The following is a 23,705-nucleotide window of genomic DNA, read 5'->3' on the forward strand; positions in this document are numbered from 1 at the left end:
GGGTGTTTTTTTCTTCCGAGCCTTAAGCGCCCAGATTCACGGGCGCGACGGCGCCCTTGCCCGAGAACACACCCGTCAGGTTGCCGATGAACTGCGTCAGGCTCGCCTGGGTGGCCTCTGGCGACCAGCCCGCCACATGGGGCGTGATGAGGATGTTGGGCAGGTCGATCAGCGGCTCGGGGCGATGCGGCTCGCTCTCATAGACATCGATGCCGGCACCGGCAATGGTGCCGTCCTTCAAGGCCGCAGCCAGCGCCAGCGTATCCACCACCGAGCCCCGCGCAATATTGATCAGGTAGCCCTGGGGGCCCAGCGCCTGCAGAATCTCGGCATTGACCAGGTGCTTGGTGCCCGGGCCGCCCGGCGTGGCGCAGACCAGGATGTCGGCCCAGCTGGCCAGCGCATGCAGCGAATCGAAATAGCGCTGGCCCACCCCTGCCTTGGGCTGGCGGTTGTGGTAGCCCACGGGCATGTCAAAGCCCTCGGCACGCCTGGCGATCTTCAGGCCGATATGGCCCAGGCCCAGAATGCCCAGCTTCTTGCCCGACACGCTGGGCGGATGGGCCAGGCTGTAGCGGTCGACACCAGCGCGGGCCTGCTGGTCCAGGGTGCGGAAATTGCGCATCGACGCCAGAATCAGACCAAAGCTGTGGTCGGCTACGCTGGTGTCATTGGTGCCCGCCCCGGTCGCCAGCACAATGCCGCGCGCGCGCAGCGCATCCAGCGCCAAGCCTTCATAGCCCGCGCCCAAGGTGCAGGCCAGGCGCAGCTGCGGCATCTGGGCGATTTCTTCGGCCGTGAGGCCAATCGAGCCAATGGTCAACACGGCCTGCGCCTGGGCGCCGTGCGAGGCCACCGCGCTGGCGCGCAGCGCGGGGGTGGGGGCATACACCACCTCAGCATGTGCGCGGATCTGGTCGAGCAGCGGCTCGGCCATGGGGTTGAACACCAGCAAGGTAATCAGCGGTTGTGGGGATTGCGAGAGAGAGCTCACCATAGGTCCTTTGGATTGCAAAAAACACCGCTTGCAGCACAAGCAGTGTTTTGATTATGAGGACTTTCCACTAGGCCTATATGCATCCCATCTGTATGCCTACGTTGCCGCCTTGGAATGGACTCGGGAGGTGAACCGTCACTTGCGCCCGGCATCCTTCAGAAGGGGATGCGCAGCGCTTGCAAGCGGCTTGCGCCATCAACCCAGAAAATGCTTGCGGTAGCGCGCAGGCAGGCGGTCGAGCTGCATCAGCATCGGCAGATCGGCGGTATTGAAGTCCGGATCCCAGGCCGGCGCACCGATCACCTCGGTGCCGACGCGCAGATAGCCTTTGATCAGCGCAGGCGGCTCCACATCGACCTGGTCGTTGAGTTGCTCCAGCGGCAGCGGCAGGTGGGGCACGACGCTGTATTCCTGCGAGATCTGGCCCTTGGCCAACAGCTGGCGCCAGATGCTGGCAGCGGCATCGCCACTGACAATCCCGTTGTGCCACATGGGGATGCTCGCGCAGCCCATCATCACATCGAGCTTGTTGCGCAGCATGAAGCTGGCCAGCGCGCCCCACAGCGCCATGATCACCCCGCCCTGGCGGTAGTCCGGATGCACGCAGCTGCGGCCGAGTTCCACCATGCGCGGGCGCAATGCATCAATGGCGCTCAGGTCAAACTCTCCGTCAGAATAGGTGCGGCCGGCCCGCAAGGCCTGGGCCGGGGTCAGCAGGCGGTAGGTGCCGATCACCTGCTTGCTCTGGCCCTGGCGCACCAGCAGGTGCTCGCAGTAGTCATCAAAGCCGTCGACATCATGGCCTTCCAGGCTGGTTTGCAGCTGCGCGCCCATCTCGCCGGCAAAAATCTGGTGGCGCAGGCGCTGGGCTTCGCGCACCTCGTCAAGGTGGCAGGCCCAGGAGACCTCGATGTCCAGCGGGTTGGCCGCCGCGGCGGTTGCAGGCAGGGTCGCCTGCGGTTTCGGCGCCGAGGGCGTGACAATGGCGGTCTCGGATGCGCTGAAAAAGCTGTGTTTGTTGTGCATGGCAGAGCTCCTGTAGCGCCCTGCCGCCCTTGCATGGTGCCAGACCGCCGTGCGGCCCCGGCTGCTCGACGGGCTGATACAGAGCGCTTTCAGTGTCCTGCCCGAAGATGACAGCGCCATGTGCAAAACATGACAGTTGCATGAAGCTGTGCACCTGCAACACCTCCCTCACCACCCGTGGGCCCGGCCGCCCGGCGGCCGCTGCCCATCAGGACTGGCGGGCCACTTCTGCCAGTTGCTCGGCGCAGCGGCTGGCCTGGGCCGCATCAAAGGCCTCGACCATCACGCGCAGCAGCGGCTCGGTGCCGCTGGGCCGAATCAGCACCCGGCCCTGGCCGGCAAAGTCGTCGGTGATGCTGCGCTCCAACTCAAACAGTTTGTTGTTGTTGCGCCAGTCCTGGCCCGGCTGCAGCCGCACATTGAGCAGCACCTGGGGGCACAGATCCACGCCATCGAGCTGCTCGGCCACGCTCTGGTTGCGGCTCACGCAGGCTTGCAGCACCTGCAGGGCACTCACCAGGCCATCGCCGGTGGTGTGCTTGTCCAGCGCCAGCAGGTGGCCCGAGCTCTCACCGCCCAGCACCCAGTTGCGGCGCTGCAGCTCTTCGAGCACATAGCGGTCACCGACCTTGGCACGCACCAGCTCCACGCCCTGCTTTTGCAAGGCCGCTTCCACGGCCAGGTTGGTCATCAAGGTGCCCACGACACCTGGCAGCTTCTTGCCCCGGCGCAGGCGGTCCATGGCCATCAGGTAGAGCAACTCATCGCCGTTGTAGAGCCGGCCCTTGGCATCGACCAGTTGCAGCCGATCGGCATCGCCATCGAGCGCCACACCCAGATCGGCGCCATTGGAGCGCACCGAGCGCACCAGCGCATCGGGATGGGTGGCCCCCACATCCTGGTTGATGTTGAGGCCATCCGGATTGCAGCCAATGGTGATGACCTCGGCGCCCAGCTCATGGAAGACCTTGGGCGCAATATGGTAGGCCGCGCCGTGGGCCGCATCGACCACGATCTTGAGGCCGCGCAAGGTCAGCCGGTGGTCAAAGGTGCTCTTGCAAAATTCGATATAGCGGCCTGCAGCATCGTCGAGGCGGCGGGCCTTGCCCAGCGCCGCAGAGGGCACCCAGTCAAAGCCCTCCATCAGCGCCGCTTCCACCGACTCTTCCCAGCTGTCAGGCAGCTTGGCGCCCTCGGCGCTGAAGAACTTGATGCCGTTGTCGTCAAAGGGGTTGTGGCTGGCGCTGATGACCACGCCCAAGCTGGCGCGCTGGGCGCGCGTGAGGTATGCCACACCCGGGGTCGGCAAGGGGCCCAGCAGCACCACATCGACACCGGCCGAATTGAGACCCGACTCCAGTGCGCTCTCGAGCATATAGCCCGAGATGCGCGTGTCCTTGCCGATCAGCACCGTCGGGCGCTCCTGCTCGCGGCGTAGCACCCGGCCCACGGCATGGCCCAGGCGCAGCACAAAGTCAGGGGTGATCGGTGGCTTGCCTACCGTGCCACGAATGCCATCGGTTCCAAAATACTGTCGTGCCATAGTGTTCTTGCTTGTTGGGGGCCTGAGAGAAAGTGAAAAGGCGCCATCGGTGGTTTATGGCGCAGTAGCAGTGTAGCGCCTGACCAACGATGCCAGGCGCAAACCGCGTCAGCCTTGGGTATCCAAAGATTGCGGGGCGCGCATCGCCTGCAGCACGGCCAGTGCATCGCAGGTCTCGCGCACATCGTGCACACGCACAATGGCCGCGCCATGCTCTACAGACAGCAGGGCCGCAGCAATGCTGGCAGGCATGCGCTCGGCCACCACCCGCCCTGTCACCTTGCCCAGCGAGCCCTTGCGCGACCAGCCCGCCAGCAGCGGGTAGCCAGCTGCCGCCAGCCGGGGCTGCTGCTGCAGCAGCGCAAAGTTCTGGCCCGGGCTTTTACCAAAGCCGGTGCCGGCATCCCAGACAATGCGCTCGGCCTGCACGCCCAGCGCCTCCAGGCTGCGGGTATGGGCCTGCAAAAAGTCCAGCACCTCGGCCGCCACATCGCCCCGAGCGGCCATGTGCTCCTGGTGCATGGTCTGCGGATCGGCATGCATGTGCATCAGGCAGACGCCGCATTGCGGGTGGGCCGCCACCACCGCCTGCGCGCCTGGCTGGCGCAGCGCCCAGATGTCGTTGATGATGTCCGCGCCCAGATCCAGCACCGCCTGCATCACCTCGGGCTTGTAGGTATCGACCGAGATCGGCACCTGCAAGGCCACCGCAGCCTTGACCACCGGCAGCACCCGGCGCAGCTCTTCGTCCAGCGGCACCGCAGGGCTGCCCGGGCGGGTGGACTCACCGCCAATGTCCAGGATATGCGCGCCATCGGCCAGCAGCTTTTCCGCATGGATCATCGCGGCCGAGACGCCCTCGTGGCTGCCGCCGTCCGAGAACGAGTCCGGCGTGACATTGACGATGCCCATCACTTGCGGCGCGGTCAGGTCAATACGAAAGCGGGTGGTTTGCCAGTGGCGCATCAGAGCTGTCCTTTAAAAATAAGAAAAGCGCTCGGGCAGAGCGCTTTTCGCCAGGGTCTGTCGTGATCAGACCGGGGTGTGTGCCGGCTCCGTCACCACGGTGGGGCTGCCGCCTGCGCCGCCGTCATTGCTGCTCGACGGTGGGTTGCGTGGCGTCCAGTCCTTGGGCGGGCGCGGTGCCTTGCCCGCCATGATGTCGTCCAGTTGCTCGGCATCGATGGTTTCCCACTCCAGCATGGCCTTGGCCATCGCATGCATCTTGTCGCTGTGCTCTTCGATCAGGCGGCGTGCCAGACCATATTGCTCATCGATGATGCGGCGCACTTCGGCGTCCACCTTCTGCATGGTCTCTTCGCTGATGTTGCTGGGCTTGCTCATCGAGCGGCCCAGGAAGGGCTCGCCTTCCTGCTCGGCGTAGACCATCGGGCCCAGCGCATCGGTCATGCCGTAGCGGGTCACCATGTCGCGCGCCAGCTGGGTGGCCTTGTTGAAGTCGTCCGATGCACCGGTGGTCATCTGGTTCATGAAGACTTCTTCGGCAATCCGGCCGCCAAACAGCATCGCGATACGGCTCAGTGCCCATTCCTTGTCGTAACCGTAGCGGTCCTTCTCGGGCAGCGTGAAGGTCACGCCCAGCGCACGGCCACGCGGCACGATGGTGACTTTGTGCACCGGGTCGCACTTGGGCAGCAGCTTGCCGATCAGCGCGTGGCCGGCTTCATGGTAGGCGGTGTTCTTCAGCTCTTCGGGGTCCATCACCGCAGACTTGCGCTCGGGGCCCATGAAGATCTTGTCCTTGGCCTTTTCGAAGTCCTGCATCTCCACGGTGCGCGCATTGCGGCGTGCGGCCATCAGCGCAGCTTCGTTGCAGAGGTTGGCCAGATCGGCACCGGACATGCCGGGCGTGCCACGGGCGATGATGTTGGGGTTCACATCCTGGCCCACCGGGATCTTGCGCATGTGCACGTTCAGGATCTGCTCGCGGCCACGCACATCGGGCAGGGTCACGTAGACCTGGCGGTCAAAGCGGCCGGGGCGCAGCAAGGCGGCATCGAGAATGTCGGGGCGGTTGGTGGCAGCCACCACGATCACGCCCATATTGGTCTCGAAACCGTCCATCTCGACCAGCATCTGGTTCAGGGTCTGCTCGCGCTCGTCGTTGCCACCGCCCATGCCGGCGCCACGCTGGCGGCCGACGGCGTCGATTTCGTCGATGAAGATGATGCAAGGCGCATTCTTCTTGGCGTTCTCGAACATGTCGCGCACGCGGGCCGCGCCCACGCCGACAAACATTTCGACGAAGTCCGAACCCGAGATCGAGAAGAACGGCACCTTGGCTTCGCCGGCAATGGACTTGGCCAGCAAGGTCTTACCGGTACCGGGAGGGCCGACCAGCAGCAGACCACGGGGGATGCGGCCGCCGAGCTTTTGGAACTTGTTGGGGTCTTTGAGGAAGTCGACAACTTCCTTGACTTCTTCCTTGGCCTCGTCGCAACCGGCCACATCGGCAAAGGTGACGCTGTTGTTGTTTTCGTCGAGCATGCGCGCCTTGGACTTGCCAAAGCTGAACGCACCGCCCTTGCCGCCGCCTTGCATCTGGCGCATGAAGTAGACCCAGACGCCGATCAGCAGCAGCATCGGGCCCCAGCTGATCAGCAGGCTCATCAGCAGGGAGCCTTCTTCGCGCTCCTTCACGTCAAACTTGACGTTGTTGTTGATCAGGTCGCCAATCAGGCCACGGTCCATGTAGGTCGCCGTGGTCTGGAGCTTGCGATCGTCGCCCGTGGTCGCCGTGATCACCGTGCCGGCAGGGCTTTCCTGCAGGGTCGCGGTCTTGATGCGGCCATTGCGGACGTCTTGCAAAAACTCGGAATACGGGATCTTGTTCGCGCTGGCGCCTGCACGGTTGTCCAATTGCTTGAACACGGTGAACAGCACCATGGCAATGACAAGCCATACGGCGATCTTAGAAAACCACTGATTGTTCAAGGGGGCTCCAGTAGTAGGAAATCGGGAAAGACACAGAATCTGTTATGTCAGATATGCACTATTTTAGGACTTTCAAGGGTCAATGCTTGCGCTTTCCCCTTGGTGGCACGCAGGATTGCTCAGTAAAGCCTATTGTCTCAGTGTTTCAGCGCCCTCTGTGCATGCCGCACTAAAGCAGGCAGTTTGCCAAGGGTGCTCAGCGCTGCGCCTCGGGCTTGAGGCGCATGCCGATCAAATAGGTCTCCGAGGATTTATCGCGCGAGGCCTTGGGTTTGTAAGGCTTGACCACCTGGAAGGTCTGCCTGAACAAATCGACCAGTTGCGAGTAACCACTGCCGTGGAACAGCTTGACCACCAAGGTTCCCTCGGGCTTCATGTGCTGGCAGGTAAAGTCCACGGCCAGCTCGATCAGATGCGAAATACGGGCGGCATCCACGGTCTCCACCCCTGACAGGTTAGGCGCCATGTCCGAGATCACCACATCGACGCGGCGCTTGGCCAAGGTTTTCTCCAGCTGGTCCAGCACTTCCTGCTCGCGGAAATCGCCCAGGATGAAGTCCACGCCCTCGATGGGCTCCATCGGCAGCATGTCCAGCCCGATAATCGCGCCATTGAGCTCGCCCACCGCAGCGCCCTCGGGCGAGAGGCGGCGGCGCACATACTGGCTCCAGGCGCCCGGCGTGGAGCCCAGATCGACCACCACATCGCCCGGCCGGATCAGCTTGAAATGCTCATCGATTTCCTTGAGCTTGTAGACCGCACGGGCGCGGTAGCCGTCTTTTTGCGCGGCACGCACATAGGGGTCGTTGATGTGCTGATTGAGCCAAGTCTTGTTGACCTTCTTGGTTTTAGTACTTACTTTCATGTTTTCTCCCCGGAGCCCCGATAATACGGGCTATGCCCCAAATACAACTCACTCCCGCCCAACGTCGCGAGCACCGCGCCGAAGCCCACCACCTCGACCCCGTGGTTCTGATTGGCGGTGACGGCTTGACCGAAGCCGTCGAAAAAGAGGTCGATCTGGCCCTGAATGCCCATGGCCTGATCAAAATCCGTGTTTTCTCCGATGACCGCGCCAACCGCGAGGCCATCTTCCTGAAGCTGACCGACTCGCTCAATGCAGCGCCTATCCAGCACATCGGCAAGCTGCTGGTCCTGTGGCGCCCGATGCCCGAGAAGGAAAAGCAACTCGACGAAGACCGCAAGGCCGGTCCGCGCGAAGTCAAGGTGCTCAAGTTCAGCAAGAACGTCTGGCAAAAGCCCGAAGTCAAGCAGATCCGCATCCTGGGTAACCAGCGCCTGACGGCCGGCGGCCAGGTCAAGCGCGCCAAGCCCAAGCAAAAGTCGATCAAAAAGCAGCAGGGCAGCTAGTGTGACCGATCGCCACATCCTTTGCATGAAATGGGGTACCAAATATGGCCCCGACTATGTCAATCGGCTGTACGCCATGGTTCGCCGCCATCTGAGTGGCGATTTTCGCTTTGTCTGCCTGACCGATGACACGCAAGGGATTCGCAGCGAAGTGGAATGCCACCCGATTCCGGACCTGAACATCCATCTGGCCCCCGGCCAGCGTGATGGCGCCTGGAAAAAGCTCACCACCTTCGAGCAGGATCTGTATGGTCTGCAAGGCCAGGCGCTGTTCCTGGACCTGGATGTGGTGATCGTCGGCAGCATCGATGAGTTCTTCACCCTGCCGGGTGAATTTCGCATCATCCATGACTACCCGCGTTTTTGGCGCTTTGGCGAGCGCATTGTCGGCAACTCCTCGGTCTACCGCTTCACCTTGGGCGCCCATGCCGATGTGCTGGCCAACTTCCGTGCCAACACCGAGCAGCTGCGCGCCCAGTACCGCAATGAGCAGGAGTACCTGTCGCATTTTCTGCACCAGCAGGGCAAGCTCGATTACTGGCCGGCTGCCTGGTGCCCAAGCTTCAAGTACTACTGCATCCCCACCTGGCCGAGCAACTACTGGAGGGAGCCGGTGCCGCCCGCCGATGCGCGCATCGTCATCTTCCACGGCGAGGTCAACCCGCCCGACGCGCTGCAAGGCCTGCGCAACAAGCGCTTCCACCATATCCAGCCGGCCCGCTGGATTGAAAAGGCCTGGGGCTAGGCGAGCTTCCGCATAAAAAACCAAAGGCGTTGATCCCTGCGATCCACGCCTTTTTTGTAGCCCGCAGCGGGCTTGGGCCCAGCAGGTTTAGCGCTGGTCTGCCGCCACCAGCGCATGGCCTTGCATGCGCGTCAAGATCGCCAGCGGGCTTGCATCGGGGTTGTACTCCTTGCCCGGGGGCAGGAAGAAGGTCTGCTCCAGCATGTACTGGCCTGACATCACTGCATGCACCGCCTGGTCCGAAAAACAGACCCAGCTGGAGCCGGCAGCAAAGGGCACCGTCTCCTGCGGCGCGTTGCGCTGGTAGTCCATGTCGCCCTTCATGCCATCGTGCAGCTGCAGCATCAGATGGTCGTACTCGCTGCGAAGCGACTTGGTCACATGCAGCATCGCCAAGGCCTTGGCCTGCCAGGCCACATAAGGCTTGGCGCGTGGCAAAAACTTGCGCGCCACATCCTCGAAAGGCTCACCCACGCGCCAGACCCGGGGCTGGCCATCGGGATTGACATTGCTGAACACGCGCAGGATGCGCTCGCCGTAGTTGGGCCGCGATGGAAAGGCGTCGACATGCATGCGCTTGTCATCGGCACGCCAGGACTGGGCACGGGTCTCGACCTGTGAGGGCCGGTAGCTCGTGGGCGCCATGCGCACCAGCGGCATGTAGTCAGGGAACAGACCGGCAATCAGCGCGGTGGCCTGCGCGCGAAAACGCGTGACCATGGCCGCCACGGCAGCCTGCGTGGCGGCATCACCGGCCACGCCCTTGATGCTGCCATCCACATTCAGGCTGATGTTGCGCGACTTGGGGTCGCGCACATCGGGGCGCAGCAGCGTCTTTTCCTGCTCGGAGAGCGCAAACGCGAGTTGGGGGAAATACAGCACCTTGCCCGATTCAACGGCGGCCGTCCATTCCGGACGGCCCGGTGTGTTGCGCCAGTCATTGGCGTCGATGGAAACGATGGGAGATTGCATGGCCCGCCCAGTGTAGCGCGGCGGCGGGCAATCGCCTTGGGCCAGATCAAGCCCGTGGTGCGGGTGCGGATGTCCGCCACAGCACAAGGGCCGCGCACAGCCACTGCAGCGCATACAGCAAGGTGCCCAGGCCGTGCCAGAGCTTGAGGTTCTCGCGCTGCACGATCTTGGGCGAGATGCCGTACTGCACGACCAGCGCCATCAGCATGCCGGCCAGCACAAAGCCCAGTGCCGCGCGCGCCCAGGGCTCGATGGTGTTGCTGGCCTTGTCCTTGGCCAGCACCAGCAGCACCAGGCCGCAGGCCAGCGACACCCAGGTCTGCGCTGCAAACAGCTTGGCGGCCATGAAGCCCGCCATCGATGCCTGCGGCAGGTTGGCAAACAGCATCGGCACGGCCATGAAGCCGATGGCCGACAGGCTGCCCCACCACAGGGCGGCTGCGAAAACGGGCAGACGGTTTTTCATCGCGGGCTGGGTGCGCAGTGGCCGATCGCTTTAGAGGTAGCGCACGGCCACGACTTCGTAGCGGCGCTCGCCACCGGGGGCCTGCACGACGGCGGTGTCGCCCTCTTCCTTGCCGATCAGCGCGCGGGCAATCGGGCTGGAGACATTGATCAGGCCCTGCTTCAGGTCGGCCTCGTCTTCGCCGACGATCTGGTAGGTCACCGGATCGCCGCTGTCCTCATCGGCCAGGTCAACGGTCGCACCAAACACCACCTTGCCGCCCGCGTCGAGCTGCGAGGGGTCGATGATCTGGGCGGCCGACAGTTTGGCCTCCACTTCCTGGATACGGCCTTCGATAAAGCCTTGGCGGTCTTTGGCCGCATCGTATTCGGCGTTTTCGCTCAGATCGCCATGCGAGCGAGCTTCCGCAATGGCCGCGATGACGCCGGGACGATCCACGGTCTTGAGGCGTTGCAGCTCTTCTTTGAGCTTTTCTGCACCGCGCTTGGTAATGGGGATAGTGGCCATCTCGGTCTCCACAAACAGTCGCGATGCCAGCGCTGTGGCTGGCATCTGATAGACATCATCCGCCTGCTATGCGGCGGGGGTTCAAAAGCAAACCGCCGCGCTGGGGAGCGCGGCGGTTGCGAGGCAGTCTCTATTATGCCGATTTTTGAGCCTTGCAACAAAAATCGGCCAACGGCGATGCGATCAGTGCTGCAAGCTGGCGTGCAGCTCCTGCACCGAGTACACCTCCAGGTCATCCATGTTGCGCAGGCCTTCGACAGCGGCCTCGGCACCAAAGATGGTCGTGAAGGTGGTCACGCGGGCGAGCAAAGCACTGGTGCGGATCGCACGCGAGTCGGCAATGGCGTTGCGGCGCTCTTCCACGGTGTTGATGACCATCGCAATTTCATTGTTCTTGATCATGTCCACGATGTGGGGGCGGCCCTCGGTCACCTTGTTGACCGTTTGCACCTCGATACCGGCATCGGCAATCGCAGCCGCAGTGCCACGGGTGGCGCAGAGCTGGAAGCCCATGCTCGCCAGCTCCTTGGCAATCTGCACGGCGCGTGGCTTGTCGGCGTTCTTCACGGTCAGGAACACCTTGCCCGAGCGGGGCAGCTTGGTGCCTGCACCCAGCTGGCTCTTGACATAGGCTTCGCCGAAGGTCTTGCCCACACCCATCACCTCACCGGTGGACTTCATCTCGGGGCCGAGGATGGTGTCCACACCGGGGAACTTGACGAAGGGAAACACCGCTTCCTTGACGCTGAAGTACGGTGGCGTCACTTCCTGGGTGATGCCCTGCTCTTCGAGCGTGTCGCCCACCATGCAGCGTGCGGCCACCTTGGCCAGCTGGATGCCGGTGGCCTTGGAGACAAAAGGCACGGTACGCGATGCGCGAGGATTCACTTCCAGCACATAGATGATGTCCTTGCCGTCGCGCTCCTGGATCGCGAACTGCACGTTCATCAGGCCCACCACGTTCAGGCCTTCGGCCATGGCTGCGGTCTGGCGCTTGATCTCGTCGACCGTCGCCTTGCTCAGGTAGTAAGGCGGCAGCGAGCAGGCCGAGTCACCGGAGTGCACGCCCGCTTGCTCGATGTGCTCCATCACGCCGCCGATGAACACCTTGCCGGTGCGGTCACGCACGCAGTCCACATCGCACTCGATGGCGTTGGACAGGAAGTGGTCCAGCAGCACGGGCGAGTCGTTGGAGACCTTGACCGCTTCACGCATGTAGCGCTCCAGGTCACGCTCTTCGTGCACGATCTCCATCGCGCGGCCGCCCAGCACGTAGCTGGGACGCACCACCAGCGGGTAGCCCAGCTCGCGGGCGTGCTCCATCGCCTGCGCCTCGGTACGCGCGGTGGCGTTGGGCGGTTGGCGCAGGTTCAGCGTCTGCAGCATCTGCTGGAAACGCTCGCGGTCTTCGGCCGCGTCGATCATGTCCGGCGTGGTGCCGACGATGGGCACACCGGCCTCTTCCAGCGCCAGGGCCAGCTTCAACGGCGTCTGGCCGCCGTACTGCACGATCACGCCCACGGGCTTTTCAACGGCCACGATCTCCAGCACGTCTTCCAGGGTCACGGGCTCGAAATAGAGGCGGTCCGAGGTGTCGTAGTCGGTCGAGACGGTCTCGGGGTTGCAGTTGACCATGATGGTTTCATAACCATCCTCGCGCATCGCGAGCGCTGCATGCACGCAGCAGTAGTCGAACTCGATGCCCTGGCCGATGCGGTTGGGGCCGCCACCGAGCACCATGATCTTTTTCTTGTCGCTGGGCTGGGCTTCGCACTCTTCGTCGTAGGTCGAGTACATATAGGCCGTGTTGGTCGAGAACTCGGCCGCGCAGGTGTCCACCCGCTTGAACACGGGGCGCACATTCAGCGCATGGCGCGCTTCGCGCACGGCCTTGTCGCTCGTGTGCAGCAGCTTGGCCAGGCGGCGGTCGGAGAAGCCCTTTTGCTTGAGGCTGCGCAGATCATCGGCCGACAGTGCGGCCAGCGCCTTGTCGTCGCCCTGGGCTTCGGTGTGCTTGTCCAGTGCCAACTCGAGCTTGACGATCTCCTCGATCTGCACCAGGAACCATTTGTCGATCTTGGTGATGTTGTGCACTTCATCGAGCGACCAGCCGGCGGCAAAGGCATCGCCCACATACCATATACGGTCGGGACCGGGCTCGCCCAGCTCCTTTTCCAGGATCTCGCGGTCCTGGGTCTTTTCGTTCATGCCGTCCACGCCCACTTCCAGGCCGCGCAGCGCTTTCTGGAAGGACTCCTGGAAGGTTCGGCCCATGGCCATCACTTCACCCACGGACTTCATCTGCGTGGTCAGGCGGTTGTCGGCCGTCGGGAATTTCTCGAAGGCGAAACGCGGGATCTTGGTGACCACGTAGTCGATGGTCGGCTCGAACGACGCGGGGGTCTTGCCGCCGGTGATGTCGTTCTTCAACTCGTCCAAGGTGAAGCCCACGGCCAGCTTGGCGGCGATCTTGGCAATCGGGAAACCCGTGGCCTTGGAGGCCAGCGCCGACGAACGCGAGACGCGCGGGTTCATCTCGATGACGACCATGCGGCCGTCCTTGGGGTTGATCGAGAACTGCACATTGGAGCCACCGGTATCCACACCGATCTCGCGCAGCACGGCCAGCGAGGCATTGCGCAGGATCTGGTATTCCTTGTCGGTCAGGGTCTGGGCAGGGGCCACGGTGATCGAGTCACCGGTGTGCACGCCCATCGGGTCCAGGTTCTCGATCGAGCAGACGATGATGCAGTTGTCGGCGGTGTCGCGCACCACTTCCATCTCGTACTCTTTCCAGCCCAGCAGCGATTCTTCGATCAGCAGCTCGTTGGTGGGCGATGCCTCCAGACCGCGCTTGCAGATGACTTCGAATTCTTCGGGGTTGTAGGCAATGCCGCCACCGGTGCCGCCCAGCGTGAAGCTGGGGCGGATCACGGTGGGGAAGCCCACCTGGCGCTGCACATCCCAAGCCTCGTCCATGCTGTGCGCGATGCCCGAGCGGGCCGAACCCAGCCCGATCTTGGTCATCGCGTCCTTGAACTTGAGACGGTCTTCGGCCTTGTCGATGGCTTCGGGCTTGGCGCCGATCAGCTCGACCTTGTACTTGTCGAGCACGCCGTTCTTCCACAGGTCCAGCGCGCAGTTCAGCGCGGTCTGGCCACCCATGGTCGGCAGGATGGCGTCGGGGCGCTCCTTGGCGATGATCTTCTCGACCGTCTGCCAGGTGATGGGCTCGATATAGGTGACATCGGCTGTGGCCGGGTCGGTCATGATCGTCGCAGGGTTGCTGTTGATCAGGATGACCTTGTAGCCCTCCTCGCGCAGCGCCTTGCAGGCTTGCACGCCGGAGTAGTCGAATTCGCAGGCCTGGCCGATGATGATCGGGCCAGCGCCAATGATGAGAATGCTTTTGAGATCGGTGCGTTTAGACATGAGGCTCGCCTTGCAGTCGCGCGCGCTGGCTGGCTGTCCTGGTGGGCAGCCGCCCAGCGCTGGTTTTATACGCGATCGGTATCTAATTTGTTCAAAATGGCCAGGACACGGGCCTCGGGCAGGCTCTTTTGCATCAGCTGCAGCAGGCCATCCCCTTGCACCATGGGGCGCAGAACCTGCGCCTCGGCTTCGTAGAACTTGGCGTCCCACTCGGCCATCACCTGGTCGAATTCCTCGTCCGTCATGGTCTTGCACTTGGACACGATGGTCACCAGCGGCAAGGCCTTGTTGTCGAGGAACGATTTCTTGTAGGGCTTTTGCTGCCAGCGCGCCATGAACCATTCCTTGTGCTCGGCAGGCAAGGTCATGATGCGTTTGCTGATCGCTTTCTCTAAGGTGGCGACAGGAAAAGAAAACAGTTTCACGGCAGCAGATTCCTTGGGTTCATCGTGTGCAGGTTCGGGCGCGGGCAACAGGCGCCTGGCATCAGGCCTTCTTGTGCTCGCGCATCAGGTTCACAAAACGGTCGAAGAGGTACGACACGTCATGCGGGCCTGGTGAGGCTTCGGGGTGGCCCTGGAAGCAGAAGGCCGGGCGGTCGGTGCGCTCCATGCCCTGCAAGGTGCCATCGAACAGGCTCACATGCGTGGCACGGGTGTTGGCCGGCAAGGTGTCCAGGTCCACGGCAAAGCCATGGTTCTGGCTGGTGATGCAGACGCGGCCCGAGTCCAGATCCTTGACCGGATGGTTGGCACCGTGGTGGCTGTTTTGCATCTTGAAGGTCTTGGCACCGCAGGCCAGCGCCATGATCTGGTGGCCCAGGCAGATGCCAAAGGTCGGCACGCCACTGTCCATGATGGTGCGCGCAGCGTCGATCGCGTAGTCGCAGGGCTCCGGGTCGCCAGGGCCGTTGGACAGGAAGACGCCATCGGGCTGGTACTTGAGCACTTCGGCCGCAGGCGTCTGGGCGGGCACCACCGTCACGCGGCAGCCGCGCTCGGCCAGCATGCGCAGGATGTTCTTCTTGACGCCGTAGTCATAGGCGACCACGTGGAAGGCATGGTCCTGCAGCTTGCCGTAGCCGGGCGTGCCATCGGCGCGCGCCAGTTGCCACTCGGTCTGCACCCATTCGTAGGACTGCGAGACGCTGACCACCTTGGCCAGGTCCAGACCCTTCATGCTGGGCGCGGCCTGGGCGGCGGCGATGGCTTCGTCGATGCGCGCCTGCGAGACCTGCTCGCCAGCGGCCAGACCCACGATGGCGCCGTTTTGCGCACCCTTGTCGCGCAGCAGGCGGGTGAGCTTGCGGGTATCGATGTTGGCGATGGAGACCGTCTTGCTCCGGACCAGGTATTCCGACAAGGTTTCCGTGCTTCGGAAATTGCTGGCCAGCAGTGGCAGATTCTTGATGATCAGGCCAGCAGCAAAGACTTTGTCGGACTCAATATCTTCCGCATTGATCCCGTAGTTGCCGATGTGCGGATACGTGAGTGTCACGATCTGCTGGCAGTAGCTGGGGTCGGTGAGGATTTCCTGGTAACCGGTCATCGCGGTGTTGAACACCACTTCGCCGGTCGTGGTGCCTTGCGCACCGATTGAGTTGCCAATAAAGACCGTGCCGTCTGCGAGCGCCAGGATGGCGGGAGGAAACGCGCTCTGTTGAGACAAAAACACTGGGTTCTCCGGATGGTTACGGGTCGCCCGGAGTCTGTGGTGTCCCTGAGGATCACCGCGAAGACTGTGCGTATGAGAGATTGCTTTGAGTGCAGCCGGGCGACGTGATTACTTGAAAGCCACCCATTGTAGCGTGCAAGCTGCAATCTGAGTGGAGGCAGGGGATGATTTGAGGGTCAAATCGCTAAAAATTACACACTCTGCGCAGAAGCATACCAACGCAGAGCGTAGTTGCAACAGCAAAATTACGCAATGCGCATACTCGTTATTACTGGCGGAGCCTACCCCAGTGCCCGCTGCAGCCGCATCAATCGGCGCGCGCTGCCGCGCTGGCATGCAGGCAAATGGCCGCTGCCGCGCCCACGTTGAGCGACTCCTCCCCTCCAGGCTGGGTGATACGGATGTGCTGGTGGGCCGCCGCCTGCAAGGGCTCGGACACGCCCTGCCCCTCATGGCCCATGACCCAGGTGCAAGGCCAGGGCAAGGCGGCGCGGTGCAGCCAGTCGCCCTGGTGCGAGCTGGTGACCAGCAGCGGCTGCTGCAAGGCCAGCACATCGTCCTGCGAGGCATTCTCGACCAGGTGCAGCGCAAAATGCGCGCCCATGCCGGCACGCAGCACCTTGCCGCTCCACAGCGCAGCCGATCCCTTGAGCGCAATCACCTGGCCAAAACCAAAAGCCGAGGCACTGCGCAAGATGGAGCCCACATTGCCGGCATCCTGCACACGGTCAAGCACCACCGCCGCCACGCCGGGCTGGATACCCGCCTGCTGCGTGGGCAGGTCCATCAAAAAGCCGAAGGGCGCCGGCGATGGCAGCGGGCTGAGGCTGGCCAACAAGGCCGTGTCGATGACGATGTTGCGAGCGGCCGCATGGGCATAGACGTTCTCTGGCGACTGCCAGAATTTTTCGGAGAACACAGCCACCGCCGGCTTGACGCCACGCGTCAGCGCTGCGCGGCAGAGGTGGTCGCCCTCGATCCAGTAGCGCCCCTGCTTGCGGTAGGCCGCACCCTCTTCCATCAAACGGCGCAAATCCTTGACCAAGGCATTGTCACGCGACTGGATAAAAACGGGAGGATGCGCAGCAGGGGACACAGATGATTCCTTTGCGCAGGCTTGGCGCCTGCAAACAGCGAGGGCGGAGGTTTAGGCGCCCGTCTTGACCAAGGCCATTGCCTGGGCCACCGGAGAGAACGAACGCCGGTGCTCCGGGCAGGCGCCAAAGCTCTGCAGCGCCGCCAGGTGCACGGCGGTGCCATAGCCCTTGTGCGCGGCAAAGCCGTACTGCGGGTAGAGCCGGTCGATGTCCTGGCACCAGCGGTCCCGGTGCACCTTGGCCAGGATCGATGCCGCCGAGATGGCCTGCACCAGCGCATCGCCTTTGACGATGGCCTCAGCCGGCATCTCCAGGCGCGGAATGCGGTTGCCATCGACCAGCACGCGCACGGGCTTGAGACGCAGGCCGTTGACCGCGCGCTGCATGGCCAGCATCGTGGCTTGCAGGATATTGAGGCCATCGACCTCTTCGACGGAGGCCTGTGCAATCGAGCAGCACAGTGCCTTGCCGCAGATCTCGTCATAGAGGCGCTCGCGGGCGCGCGCCGTGAGCTTCTTCGAATCGGCCAGCCCGGCAATGGGCGAGCGCTCATCCAGAATGACCGCTGCCGCCACCACCGGGCCCGCCAAGGGGCCCCGCCCTGCCTCATCCACACCCGCAACCAAGCCCGGCGGATGCCAAGGCAAGGAGGCCTGGTCAGGCAGAGAGAATTTTTTGGATGGCATCGGCAGCAAGCTTTGGGGTATCCCTGCGCAGTTCCAGGTGCAGGTCATGAAAACGCTGCTCCAACTGGGCCAGGCGTGCTGGATCAAGGCGTGGCGCGTCCAACCATTGCGCCACTGCCTCGGCCAAGGCTTCTGGCGTCGCCGCCTCTTGCAGGAGTTCGGGCACGACAAAGTCTTGGCACAGGATATTGGGCAGGCCCACCCAGGGCTGCAGCTGCTTGCGGCGCATCAAACGCCAGCTGATGGCATGCATGTGGTAGCTGATGACCATGGGCCGCTTGAACAGCGCCGCCTCCAAGGTGGCGGTACCGCTGGCGATCAAGGTGCAGTCACAGGCCTCCAGCGCCAGATGCGACTGGCCATCCAGTACCCGGATGCGCTCCAATATCCCGCATTCAGCAGCCAGCGCATCAATGCGTGCGCGCAAAGCCGGAACGGCAGGGACGACGATTGTAAGCGAAGGTCGCGCCTGCAAAAGGCGCGCGGCGGCCAGAAAGAATGGCTTGGCGATGTAGCTGACTTCCGAGGCGCGGCTGCCCGGCAGCACGGCCAGCACTTCGCCCTCCAGCGGCAAGCCCAGCTGCTGGCGTGCCGCTGCACGGTTGGGCTGCAGCGGGATCACATTGGCCAGCGGATGGCCCACATAGGTGCCGGCAATGCCGTGCTGGGCCAGCAACGCGGGCTCAAACGGGAAAATGCACAGCACATGGTCGGCCGAGCGGCGGATCTTCTCGACCCGCTCAGGGCGCCAGGCCCAGATCGAGGGGCAGACAAAGTGCACGGTCTTGATGCCCTGGGCGCGCAGGCGCTCTTCGACACCCAGGTTGAAATCGGGTGCATCGACGCCGACAAACAACCGGGGCGGCTCTGCCGTCAAACGCTGCACCAACTGCTTGCGGATGCGCAAAATACCCCAGATGCGGCGTACCAGCTCGGCGCTGTAGCCATGCACCGCCAGGCGCTCGCTGGGCCACCAGGCCTCAAAGCCGGCCTGGGCCATGCGGGGGCCGCCAATACCGGCCGAGCGCATGCCGGGAAAATCCATAGCCAGGCCCTGCAGCACCAGGCCAGCGAGCAGGTCGCCCGAGGTCTCGCCGGCCACCATGGCCAAAAACATCTCTTGCTGCGGGTCCATGACGGCAGGCACAGCCATCAGCGCACGATGCCGCGCTTGGATTGCTGCAGAAAGTCGAGCATCAGCTGCACATCGGCCTGGGCTTCGGCCTCGCAGCTGCCCTGCAGGTTGTCCAGCGCTTCAACGGCCGCCTGCAAGGTCAGGCCGCTGCGGTACAGCAGCCGGTAGGCCTGCTTGATGACCGCCAGGCGCTCGGCACTGAAACCGCGCCGGCGCAGGCCTTCCAGGTTGAGACCGCGCACCGCCAGCGGGTGGCCGTCGACCATGCAGAACGGCGGCACATCCTGGCTGATATGGCTGGCAAAACCGGCCATCACATGGGCACCGACCTTGGTGAACTGGTGCACGCCCGACAGACCGCCGATGATGGCCCAGTCGGCCACATGCACATGACCGGCCAAGGTGGCATTGTTGGCCAGGATGGTCTGGTTGCCGACCTGGCAGTCATGGGCAATATGCACATAGGCCATGATCCAGTTGTCGTCGCCGACACGGGTTACGCCGCCATCCTGGGCGGTGCCGGTGTTGAAGGTGCAGAACTCGCGAATGGTGTTGCGGTCACCAATCTCCAGCCGAGTCGGCTCGCCTGCGTATTTCTTGTCCTGCGGCACGCCGCCCAGAGCAGCATGCGAATGGATCACATTGGATTCACCGATCGTGGTGATACCCTCGATCACGCAGTGCGTCCCCACCTTGGTGTGGGCGCCAATGCAAACCTGGGGGCCAATAACTGCGTACGGCCCAACTGACACCGTGGGGTGCAACTGGGCCGCAGGGTCAACGATCGCCGTGGGGTGGATGGGACTGACCGCCGTCATCTACCGTTATTCCACGTGGCGCATGGTGCACATCAGCTGTGCTTCTGCGGCGACTTCGCCTTCCACGCTGGCCACGGCATTGAACTTCCAGATACCGCCGCGCACGCGGTCAATGGTGATCTCCAGCACCAGCTGGTCTCCCGGCACCACCGGGCGCTTGAAGCGCGCCGAGTCGATACCGACGAAGTAGTAGATATTGTTTTCATCGGGCACCTGGCCCATGGCATCAAAGGCCAGCAGGCCAGCGGCCTGCGCCAGGGCTTCCAGGATCAGCACACCAGGCATCACAGGGCGGCCCGGGAAGTGACCGGTAAAGAACGGCTCATTGAAGGTGACGTTCTTGATTGCCTTGATGCGGGTGTTGCGCTCAAGCTCTTGCACGCGATCCACCAGCAAGAAGGGGTAGCGGTGAGGCAGCTGCTTGAGAATTGCTTGAATATCCATCATTGTGAACTCGGCTTAGCCGTTTTTCTGAGTTTGCTCCAAGGCCTTGATTCGGTCCCTCAACGCATGGAGATGTTTTAGGGTAGCGGCGTTCTTTTCCCAGCTGCCATTGTCGTCGATGGGGAAGAAGCCGGTGTACTGACCGGGCTGCCTGATCGAGCGACTGACCACGGTGGCCGCCGAAATATGTACATTGTCGGCGATTTCCAGGTGGCCCAGAATCATTCCAGCCCCTCCAATCGTGCATTGGCGTCCGATTTTGGCGCTTCCGGCGATGCCGACGCAGCCGGCCATGGCCGAATGCTCACCAATCTCGACGTTATGGCCGATCTGCACCTGGTTGTCGATCTTCACGCCATTGGCAATGATCGTGTCGCGCAGCGCTCCGCGATCAATGCAGGTGTTCGAGCCGATCTCGACATCATCGCCGATCTGCACACCACCCAGTTGCTCAATCTTGATCCAGCGCCCGCCCTCATTGGCAAAGCCAAAGCCGTCGCCGCCGATGACCGCACCGGGCTGCACCAGCACACGCTCGCCCAGCACGCAGTCGGCCCCGACGGTCACGCGCGAGGTCAGCACCGAATCGGCACCGATGACGGCCCCGCTGGCCACATGGCACAGCGGCCCAATGGACGCAGAAGGGTGCACGATGGCACCCTCTTCCACCACCGCAGAGGGGTGGATACCGGCGGGCACCGGGCGTATCGCATGGTGCTTGCGCCACAGCTGCGTCAGCCGCGCAAAGTAGAGGTAGGGGTTGTCCACCACCAGGAAGGCGCCGCCACGCTGGCGCGCCTGCTCCTGCATCTGCGCACTGACGGCGATGCAGCCGGCCTTGGAGGCCAGCATCTGGGCCTGCAGCTTGGGGTTGCTGAGAAAACTGAAGTCCTGCGGACCGGCATCTTCGAGCGAGGCAATCGCCTGGATCTCCATCGCTGGATCTCCTTGCCGAAGCGCCCCTCCCAGGACCTCAATGATCTGAACTAGCTGCAGGCTCACGCGTACCTCTGTCTTACTTGGCAGGGGCAGAAGCGTTCAGGGCCTTCAGAACCTTTTCGGTGATGTCGAACTTGGGGTTGATGTAGACCGCTTCTTGCAGCACCACATCGTACTTTTCCTGCTCGGCCACTTGCTTGACGACCTTGTTGGCACGCTCGAGCACCTGGGACAGCTCTTCGCTCTTGCGGGCGCTGAGGTCTTCCTGGAATTCGCGGCGCTTGCGCTGGAATTCACGGTCCTGGTCCACCAGCTGACGCTGGCGCGTCACGCGCTGGCTCTCGGACAGCGTTGGCGCGTCACGCTCGAACTTTTCGCCAGCGGTCTTCAGGGCATTGCCCTGGTCCAGCAGGTCCTTTTCACGCTTGGAGAACTCGGACTCCAGCTTGGTTTGCGCAGCCTTGGCGGCGTTGGCTTCGCGGAAGATGCGATCTGTATTGACAAAACCTGCCTTGAACTCTTGGGCCTGCGCTGCAGCGCCAAAGGACAGCGCTGCTGCCAATACCAGCAATGGGAAAGAACGAGATACGGTTTTCATTAGAAAGATGTTCCGATTTGGAATTGCAATTTCTGGATTTTATCGCCTGTGAATTTGCGAAATGGCTGAGCATACGCCAAACGCAGCGGTCCCAGTGGGGAAATCCAGCTCAACCCGATACCTGCAGACGCACGCATTTCATTCAGTTTCAAATCCTGCTCGTCACCCCAGACATTGCCCGCGTCCACAAAGGCAAACCAGCGGAAGGTGCGGTCATTGCCGGTGCCGGGCATCGGGCCAATGAACTCGGCGTTCAAGGTGACCTTCTTGGAGCCGCCCAGCGTCGCGCCGGTCACGTCACGGGGACCGAGGGTGTTTTGCTCAAAGCCGCGCACCGAGCCCAGACCACCGGAGAAGTAGTTCTTGAACACGGGGAAGACCTTGCCGCCCATGCCCTTGCCCCAGCCGGCCTCGCCGTTCAGCGCAATGGTGTAGCGCTTGTTCAGCGGCAGGTACTGCTGGATCTGGTAGTTGCCCTTCAGATAGCGGGCATCACCAAACAGCGACCATTCCGAGTTCAGCTTCTGGAAGCGGCCCGAATTGGGCGCCAGTGCGCTGTCACGGCTGTCGCGCGACCAACCCAGGGTCAGCGGAAAGTTCAGGCTCGTGTCGCCGTAGCGGGTGGCGTAATCCAGGTAGGCCGCCGGCATGTTGGTACCCAGCTTGATGCGGGTGTTTTCCAAGCCGCCGCCGACATAGATGGTGTCGAGTTCGCTGAACGGAATACCAAAGCGCACGCTGGCACCGGTGGTCACGATCTGGTAGTTGCCGCCCTGCTCGTCATAAGGACGGTCGGTACGGTAGTACATGTCGTAGGTACGCGAGATACCGTCCGGCGTGAAGTACGGGTCGGTCGTGCTCACCACCAGGGTGCGGTGGTACTTGCTGGTGTTGACATCGATACCCAGGTAGTTGCCCGAGCCAAAGACGTTTTCCTGCTTGATACCAAAGGTCAGCGAGACCTTTTCAGCGCTGGAGTAACCCGCACCCAGCTGCAGCGAGCCGGTGGGCTTTTCCTGCACGGTGACGTTGACGTCAACCTGGTCGGGCGCGCCGGGTACCTCTTGGGTGTCGATCGCGACATCGTTGAAGAAGCCCAGGCGGTCGACGCGGTCGCGCGAGAGCTTGATCTTGTCCGAGTCGTACCAGGACGCTTCGTACTGGCGCACTTCGCGGCGCACCACTTCATCACGCGTGCGGTTGTTGCCAGCCACGTTCACGCGGCGTACATAGGCGCGGCGCGATGGCTCGGCCTTGAGCACCAGCTCGACGCGGTTGTTCTCGCGGTCGATCTCAGGCACCGCTTCCACGCGCGAGAACGCATAGCCAAAGCTGCCGAAGTGGTCGGTAAAGCGCTTGGTGGTCTCGGTCACGCGGTCGGCGTTGTAGGGCTCACCGGGCTTGATCGAGATCAGCGACTTGAACTCGTCCTCGCGCTCCAGGTAGTTGCCTTCGAGCTTGACGCCCGAGACCACGTACTTGGGGCCTTCATGGATCTGCAGGTTGATCGAGATGCGCTCCTTGTCCGGCGAGATCGACACTTCGGTCGACTCGATGCGGAACTCCAGGTAGCCACGCGAGAGGTAGTAGGACTTGAGCGTCTCCAGGTCGGCATTGAACTTGGAGCTGGAGTAGCGGTCGCTCTTGGTGTACCAGCTGAGCCAGCCGCCGGTGTCCTGGTCGAACAGGTCGGTCAAGGTCGATTCCTTGAAGTCCTTGTTCCCGCTGATGTGGATTTCCTTGATCTTGGCCGCATCGCCTTCGGTGACGGTGAAGGTCAGGTTCACGCGGTTGCGCTCGATAGGCGTGACCGTGGTCACCACCTCGGCCGCATACAGGCTCTTGTTGATGTACTGGCGCTTGAGCTCTTGCTCGGCGCGGTCGGTCAGCGCCTTGTCGTAAGGACGGCCCTCGGTCAGGCCCACATCCCGCATGGCCTTTTTCATCGCGTCCTTGTCGAACTCCTTGGTGCCCAGGAAGTCGACGTTGGCAATGGTGGGGCGCTCTTCCACCACCACGACCAGCACATTGCCATTGGCTTCCAGGCGCACGTCCTTGAACAGGCCCAGCGCGAACAAGGAGCGAATGGCTGCCGATCCCTTTTCGTCGTTGTAGTCATCGCCCACATGCAAAGGCATGGACGCGAAGATGGTGCCCGGCTCTACGCGCTGCAGGCCTTCCACACGAATGTCCTGGATAGTGAATGGGTCCAAAGCCCACGACAGCTTGGCAAGCAGCATCAACGCAGCTGCAGCCGTGGTCTTGCGAAGAAGCGAAGAAGGGATGGAATATGTCATTTG

Annotated in this window: 22 protein-coding genes; 2 read left to right on the forward strand and 20 right to left on the reverse strand. The window is 62.8% G+C overall.

Going from position 1 to position 23,705, the window contains the following annotated elements; genetic code table 11:
• Positions 1-22: 22 nt before the first annotated feature.
• From WH265_RS02750 to WH265_RS02775, 6 genes are all read right to left on the reverse strand, one after another.
• On the reverse strand, positions 23-994 hold the full coding sequence (locus WH265_RS02750; RefSeq protein ID WP_445228475.1) for a 2-hydroxyacid dehydrogenase: 972 nt from the start codon (positions 992-994) through the stop codon (positions 23-25).
• Between the two features lie 198 nt (positions 995-1,192).
• Positions 1,193-2,023 carry a GNAT family N-acetyltransferase gene (locus WH265_RS02755; protein WP_021026583.1) on the reverse strand — a complete coding sequence of 277 codons (831 nt, stop codon included), beginning with the start codon at positions 2,021-2,023 and terminating at the stop codon, positions 1,193-1,195.
• Positions 2,024-2,231: 208 nt separating this feature from the next.
• Entirely contained in the window at positions 2,232-3,566 is a 1,335-nt protein-coding gene (gene glmM, locus WH265_RS02760; protein WP_339557244.1) for a phosphoglucosamine mutase, read from the reverse strand.
• 108 nt (positions 3,567-3,674) lie between these two features.
• Positions 3,675-4,532, reverse strand: coding sequence for a dihydropteroate synthase (gene folP / locus WH265_RS02765; RefSeq protein ID WP_445228476.1), 858 nt, complete (start codon positions 4,530-4,532; stop codon positions 3,675-3,677).
• A gap of 66 nt (positions 4,533-4,598) precedes the next feature.
• Positions 4,599-6,521, reverse strand: a complete 1,923-nt coding sequence (gene ftsH, locus WH265_RS02770; protein ID WP_021026580.1) for an ATP-dependent zinc metalloprotease FtsH — start codon at positions 6,519-6,521, stop codon at positions 4,599-4,601.
• 196 nt (positions 6,522-6,717) lie between these two features.
• Positions 6,718-7,386, reverse strand: a complete 669-nt coding sequence (locus tag WH265_RS02775; RefSeq protein WP_339557245.1) for an RlmE family RNA methyltransferase — start codon at positions 7,384-7,386, stop codon at positions 6,718-6,720.
• A 32-nt stretch (positions 7,387-7,418) separates the two neighbouring features.
• Here WH265_RS02775 and WH265_RS02780 point away from each other — a divergent pair, with 32 nt between their 5' ends.
• Both WH265_RS02780 and WH265_RS02785 read left to right on the forward strand, forming a co-directional pair.
• Positions 7,419-7,892 (forward strand): YhbY family RNA-binding protein, encoded by a 474-nt coding sequence (locus tag WH265_RS02780; protein WP_021026578.1) that lies wholly within the window; start codon positions 7,419-7,421, stop codon positions 7,890-7,892.
• 25 nt (positions 7,893-7,917) lie between these two features.
• Positions 7,918-8,637 (forward strand): glycosyltransferase, encoded by a 720-nt coding sequence (locus WH265_RS02785; RefSeq protein WP_339557246.1) that lies wholly within the window; start codon positions 7,918-7,920, stop codon positions 8,635-8,637.
• A gap of 87 nt (positions 8,638-8,724) precedes the next feature.
• On the opposite strand, the gene WH265_RS02790 is transcribed toward WH265_RS02785, so the two are convergent.
• The 14 genes from WH265_RS02790 to bamA form a co-directional block, all read right to left on the reverse strand.
• On the reverse strand, positions 8,725-9,609 hold the full coding sequence (locus WH265_RS02790) for a Kdo hydroxylase family protein (RefSeq protein WP_339519897.1): 885 nt from the start codon (positions 9,607-9,609) through the stop codon (positions 8,725-8,727).
• A gap of 46 nt (positions 9,610-9,655) precedes the next feature.
• Entirely contained in the window at positions 9,656-10,075 is a 420-nt protein-coding gene (locus WH265_RS02795) for a DUF4149 domain-containing protein (RefSeq protein ID WP_021026575.1), read from the reverse strand.
• Between the two features lie 30 nt (positions 10,076-10,105).
• Positions 10,106-10,582: a transcription elongation factor GreA gene (gene greA / locus WH265_RS02800; RefSeq protein WP_027010824.1), complete on the reverse strand. Its 477-nt coding sequence runs from the start codon at positions 10,580-10,582 to the stop codon at positions 10,106-10,108.
• Between the two features lie 183 nt (positions 10,583-10,765).
• The gene (gene carB / locus WH265_RS02805) at positions 10,766-14,014 is read right to left on the reverse strand and encodes a carbamoyl-phosphate synthase large subunit (RefSeq protein ID WP_339557247.1); all 3,249 of its coding nucleotides are present in this window, start codon (positions 14,012-14,014) and stop codon (positions 10,766-10,768) included.
• A 65-nt stretch (positions 14,015-14,079) separates the two neighbouring features.
• Positions 14,080-14,439 (reverse strand): hypothetical protein, encoded by a 360-nt coding sequence (locus tag WH265_RS02810; RefSeq protein WP_027010823.1) that lies wholly within the window; start codon positions 14,437-14,439, stop codon positions 14,080-14,082.
• 61 nt (positions 14,440-14,500) lie between these two features.
• Complete coding sequence (gene carA / locus WH265_RS02815; RefSeq protein ID WP_021026571.1) at positions 14,501-15,688, reverse strand: glutamine-hydrolyzing carbamoyl-phosphate synthase small subunit; 1,188 nt, start codon at positions 15,686-15,688, stop codon at positions 14,501-14,503.
• 307 nt (positions 15,689-15,995) lie between these two features.
• The gene (locus WH265_RS02820; protein WP_339557248.1) at positions 15,996-16,784 is read right to left on the reverse strand and encodes a TrmH family RNA methyltransferase; all 789 of its coding nucleotides are present in this window, start codon (positions 16,782-16,784) and stop codon (positions 15,996-15,998) included.
• A 51-nt stretch (positions 16,785-16,835) separates the two neighbouring features.
• Positions 16,836-17,471, reverse strand: a complete 636-nt coding sequence (gene rnhB / locus WH265_RS02825; RefSeq protein ID WP_027010822.1) for a ribonuclease HII — start codon at positions 17,469-17,471, stop codon at positions 16,836-16,838.
• A complete protein-coding gene (gene lpxB / locus WH265_RS02830) occupies positions 17,443-18,624 on the reverse strand; it encodes a lipid-A-disaccharide synthase (RefSeq protein ID WP_339557249.1) in 1,182 nt (393 codons plus the stop codon). The genes rnhB and lpxB overlap by 29 nt, the downstream gene beginning before the upstream one ends.
• A complete protein-coding gene (gene lpxA / locus WH265_RS02835; RefSeq protein ID WP_021026567.1) occupies positions 18,624-19,424 on the reverse strand; it encodes an acyl-ACP--UDP-N-acetylglucosamine O-acyltransferase in 801 nt (266 codons plus the stop codon). The genes lpxB and lpxA overlap by 1 nt, the downstream gene beginning before the upstream one ends.
• 6 nt (positions 19,425-19,430) lie before the next feature.
• A complete protein-coding gene (gene fabZ / locus WH265_RS02840) occupies positions 19,431-19,871 on the reverse strand; it encodes a 3-hydroxyacyl-ACP dehydratase FabZ (protein ID WP_021026566.1) in 441 nt (146 codons plus the stop codon).
• Between the two features lie 12 nt (positions 19,872-19,883).
• A complete protein-coding gene (gene lpxD, locus WH265_RS02845; protein WP_339557250.1) occupies positions 19,884-20,870 on the reverse strand; it encodes a UDP-3-O-(3-hydroxymyristoyl)glucosamine N-acyltransferase in 987 nt (328 codons plus the stop codon).
• A gap of 13 nt (positions 20,871-20,883) precedes the next feature.
• Positions 20,884-21,405: an OmpH family outer membrane protein gene (locus WH265_RS02850; protein ID WP_339557251.1), complete on the reverse strand. Its 522-nt coding sequence runs from the start codon at positions 21,403-21,405 to the stop codon at positions 20,884-20,886.
• Positions 21,405-23,645, reverse strand: coding sequence for an outer membrane protein assembly factor BamA (gene bamA / locus WH265_RS02855; protein WP_373604917.1), 2,241 nt, complete (start codon positions 23,643-23,645; stop codon positions 21,405-21,407). Before bamA ends, WH265_RS02850 begins: the two co-directional genes overlap by 1 nt.
• Between the last annotated feature and the right edge of the window lie 60 nt (positions 23,646-23,705).

The sequence above is a fragment of the Comamonas sp. MYb396 genome, from assembly GCF_037479555.1.
GTDB lineage: Bacteria > Pseudomonadota > Gammaproteobacteria > Burkholderiales > Burkholderiaceae_C > Comamonas.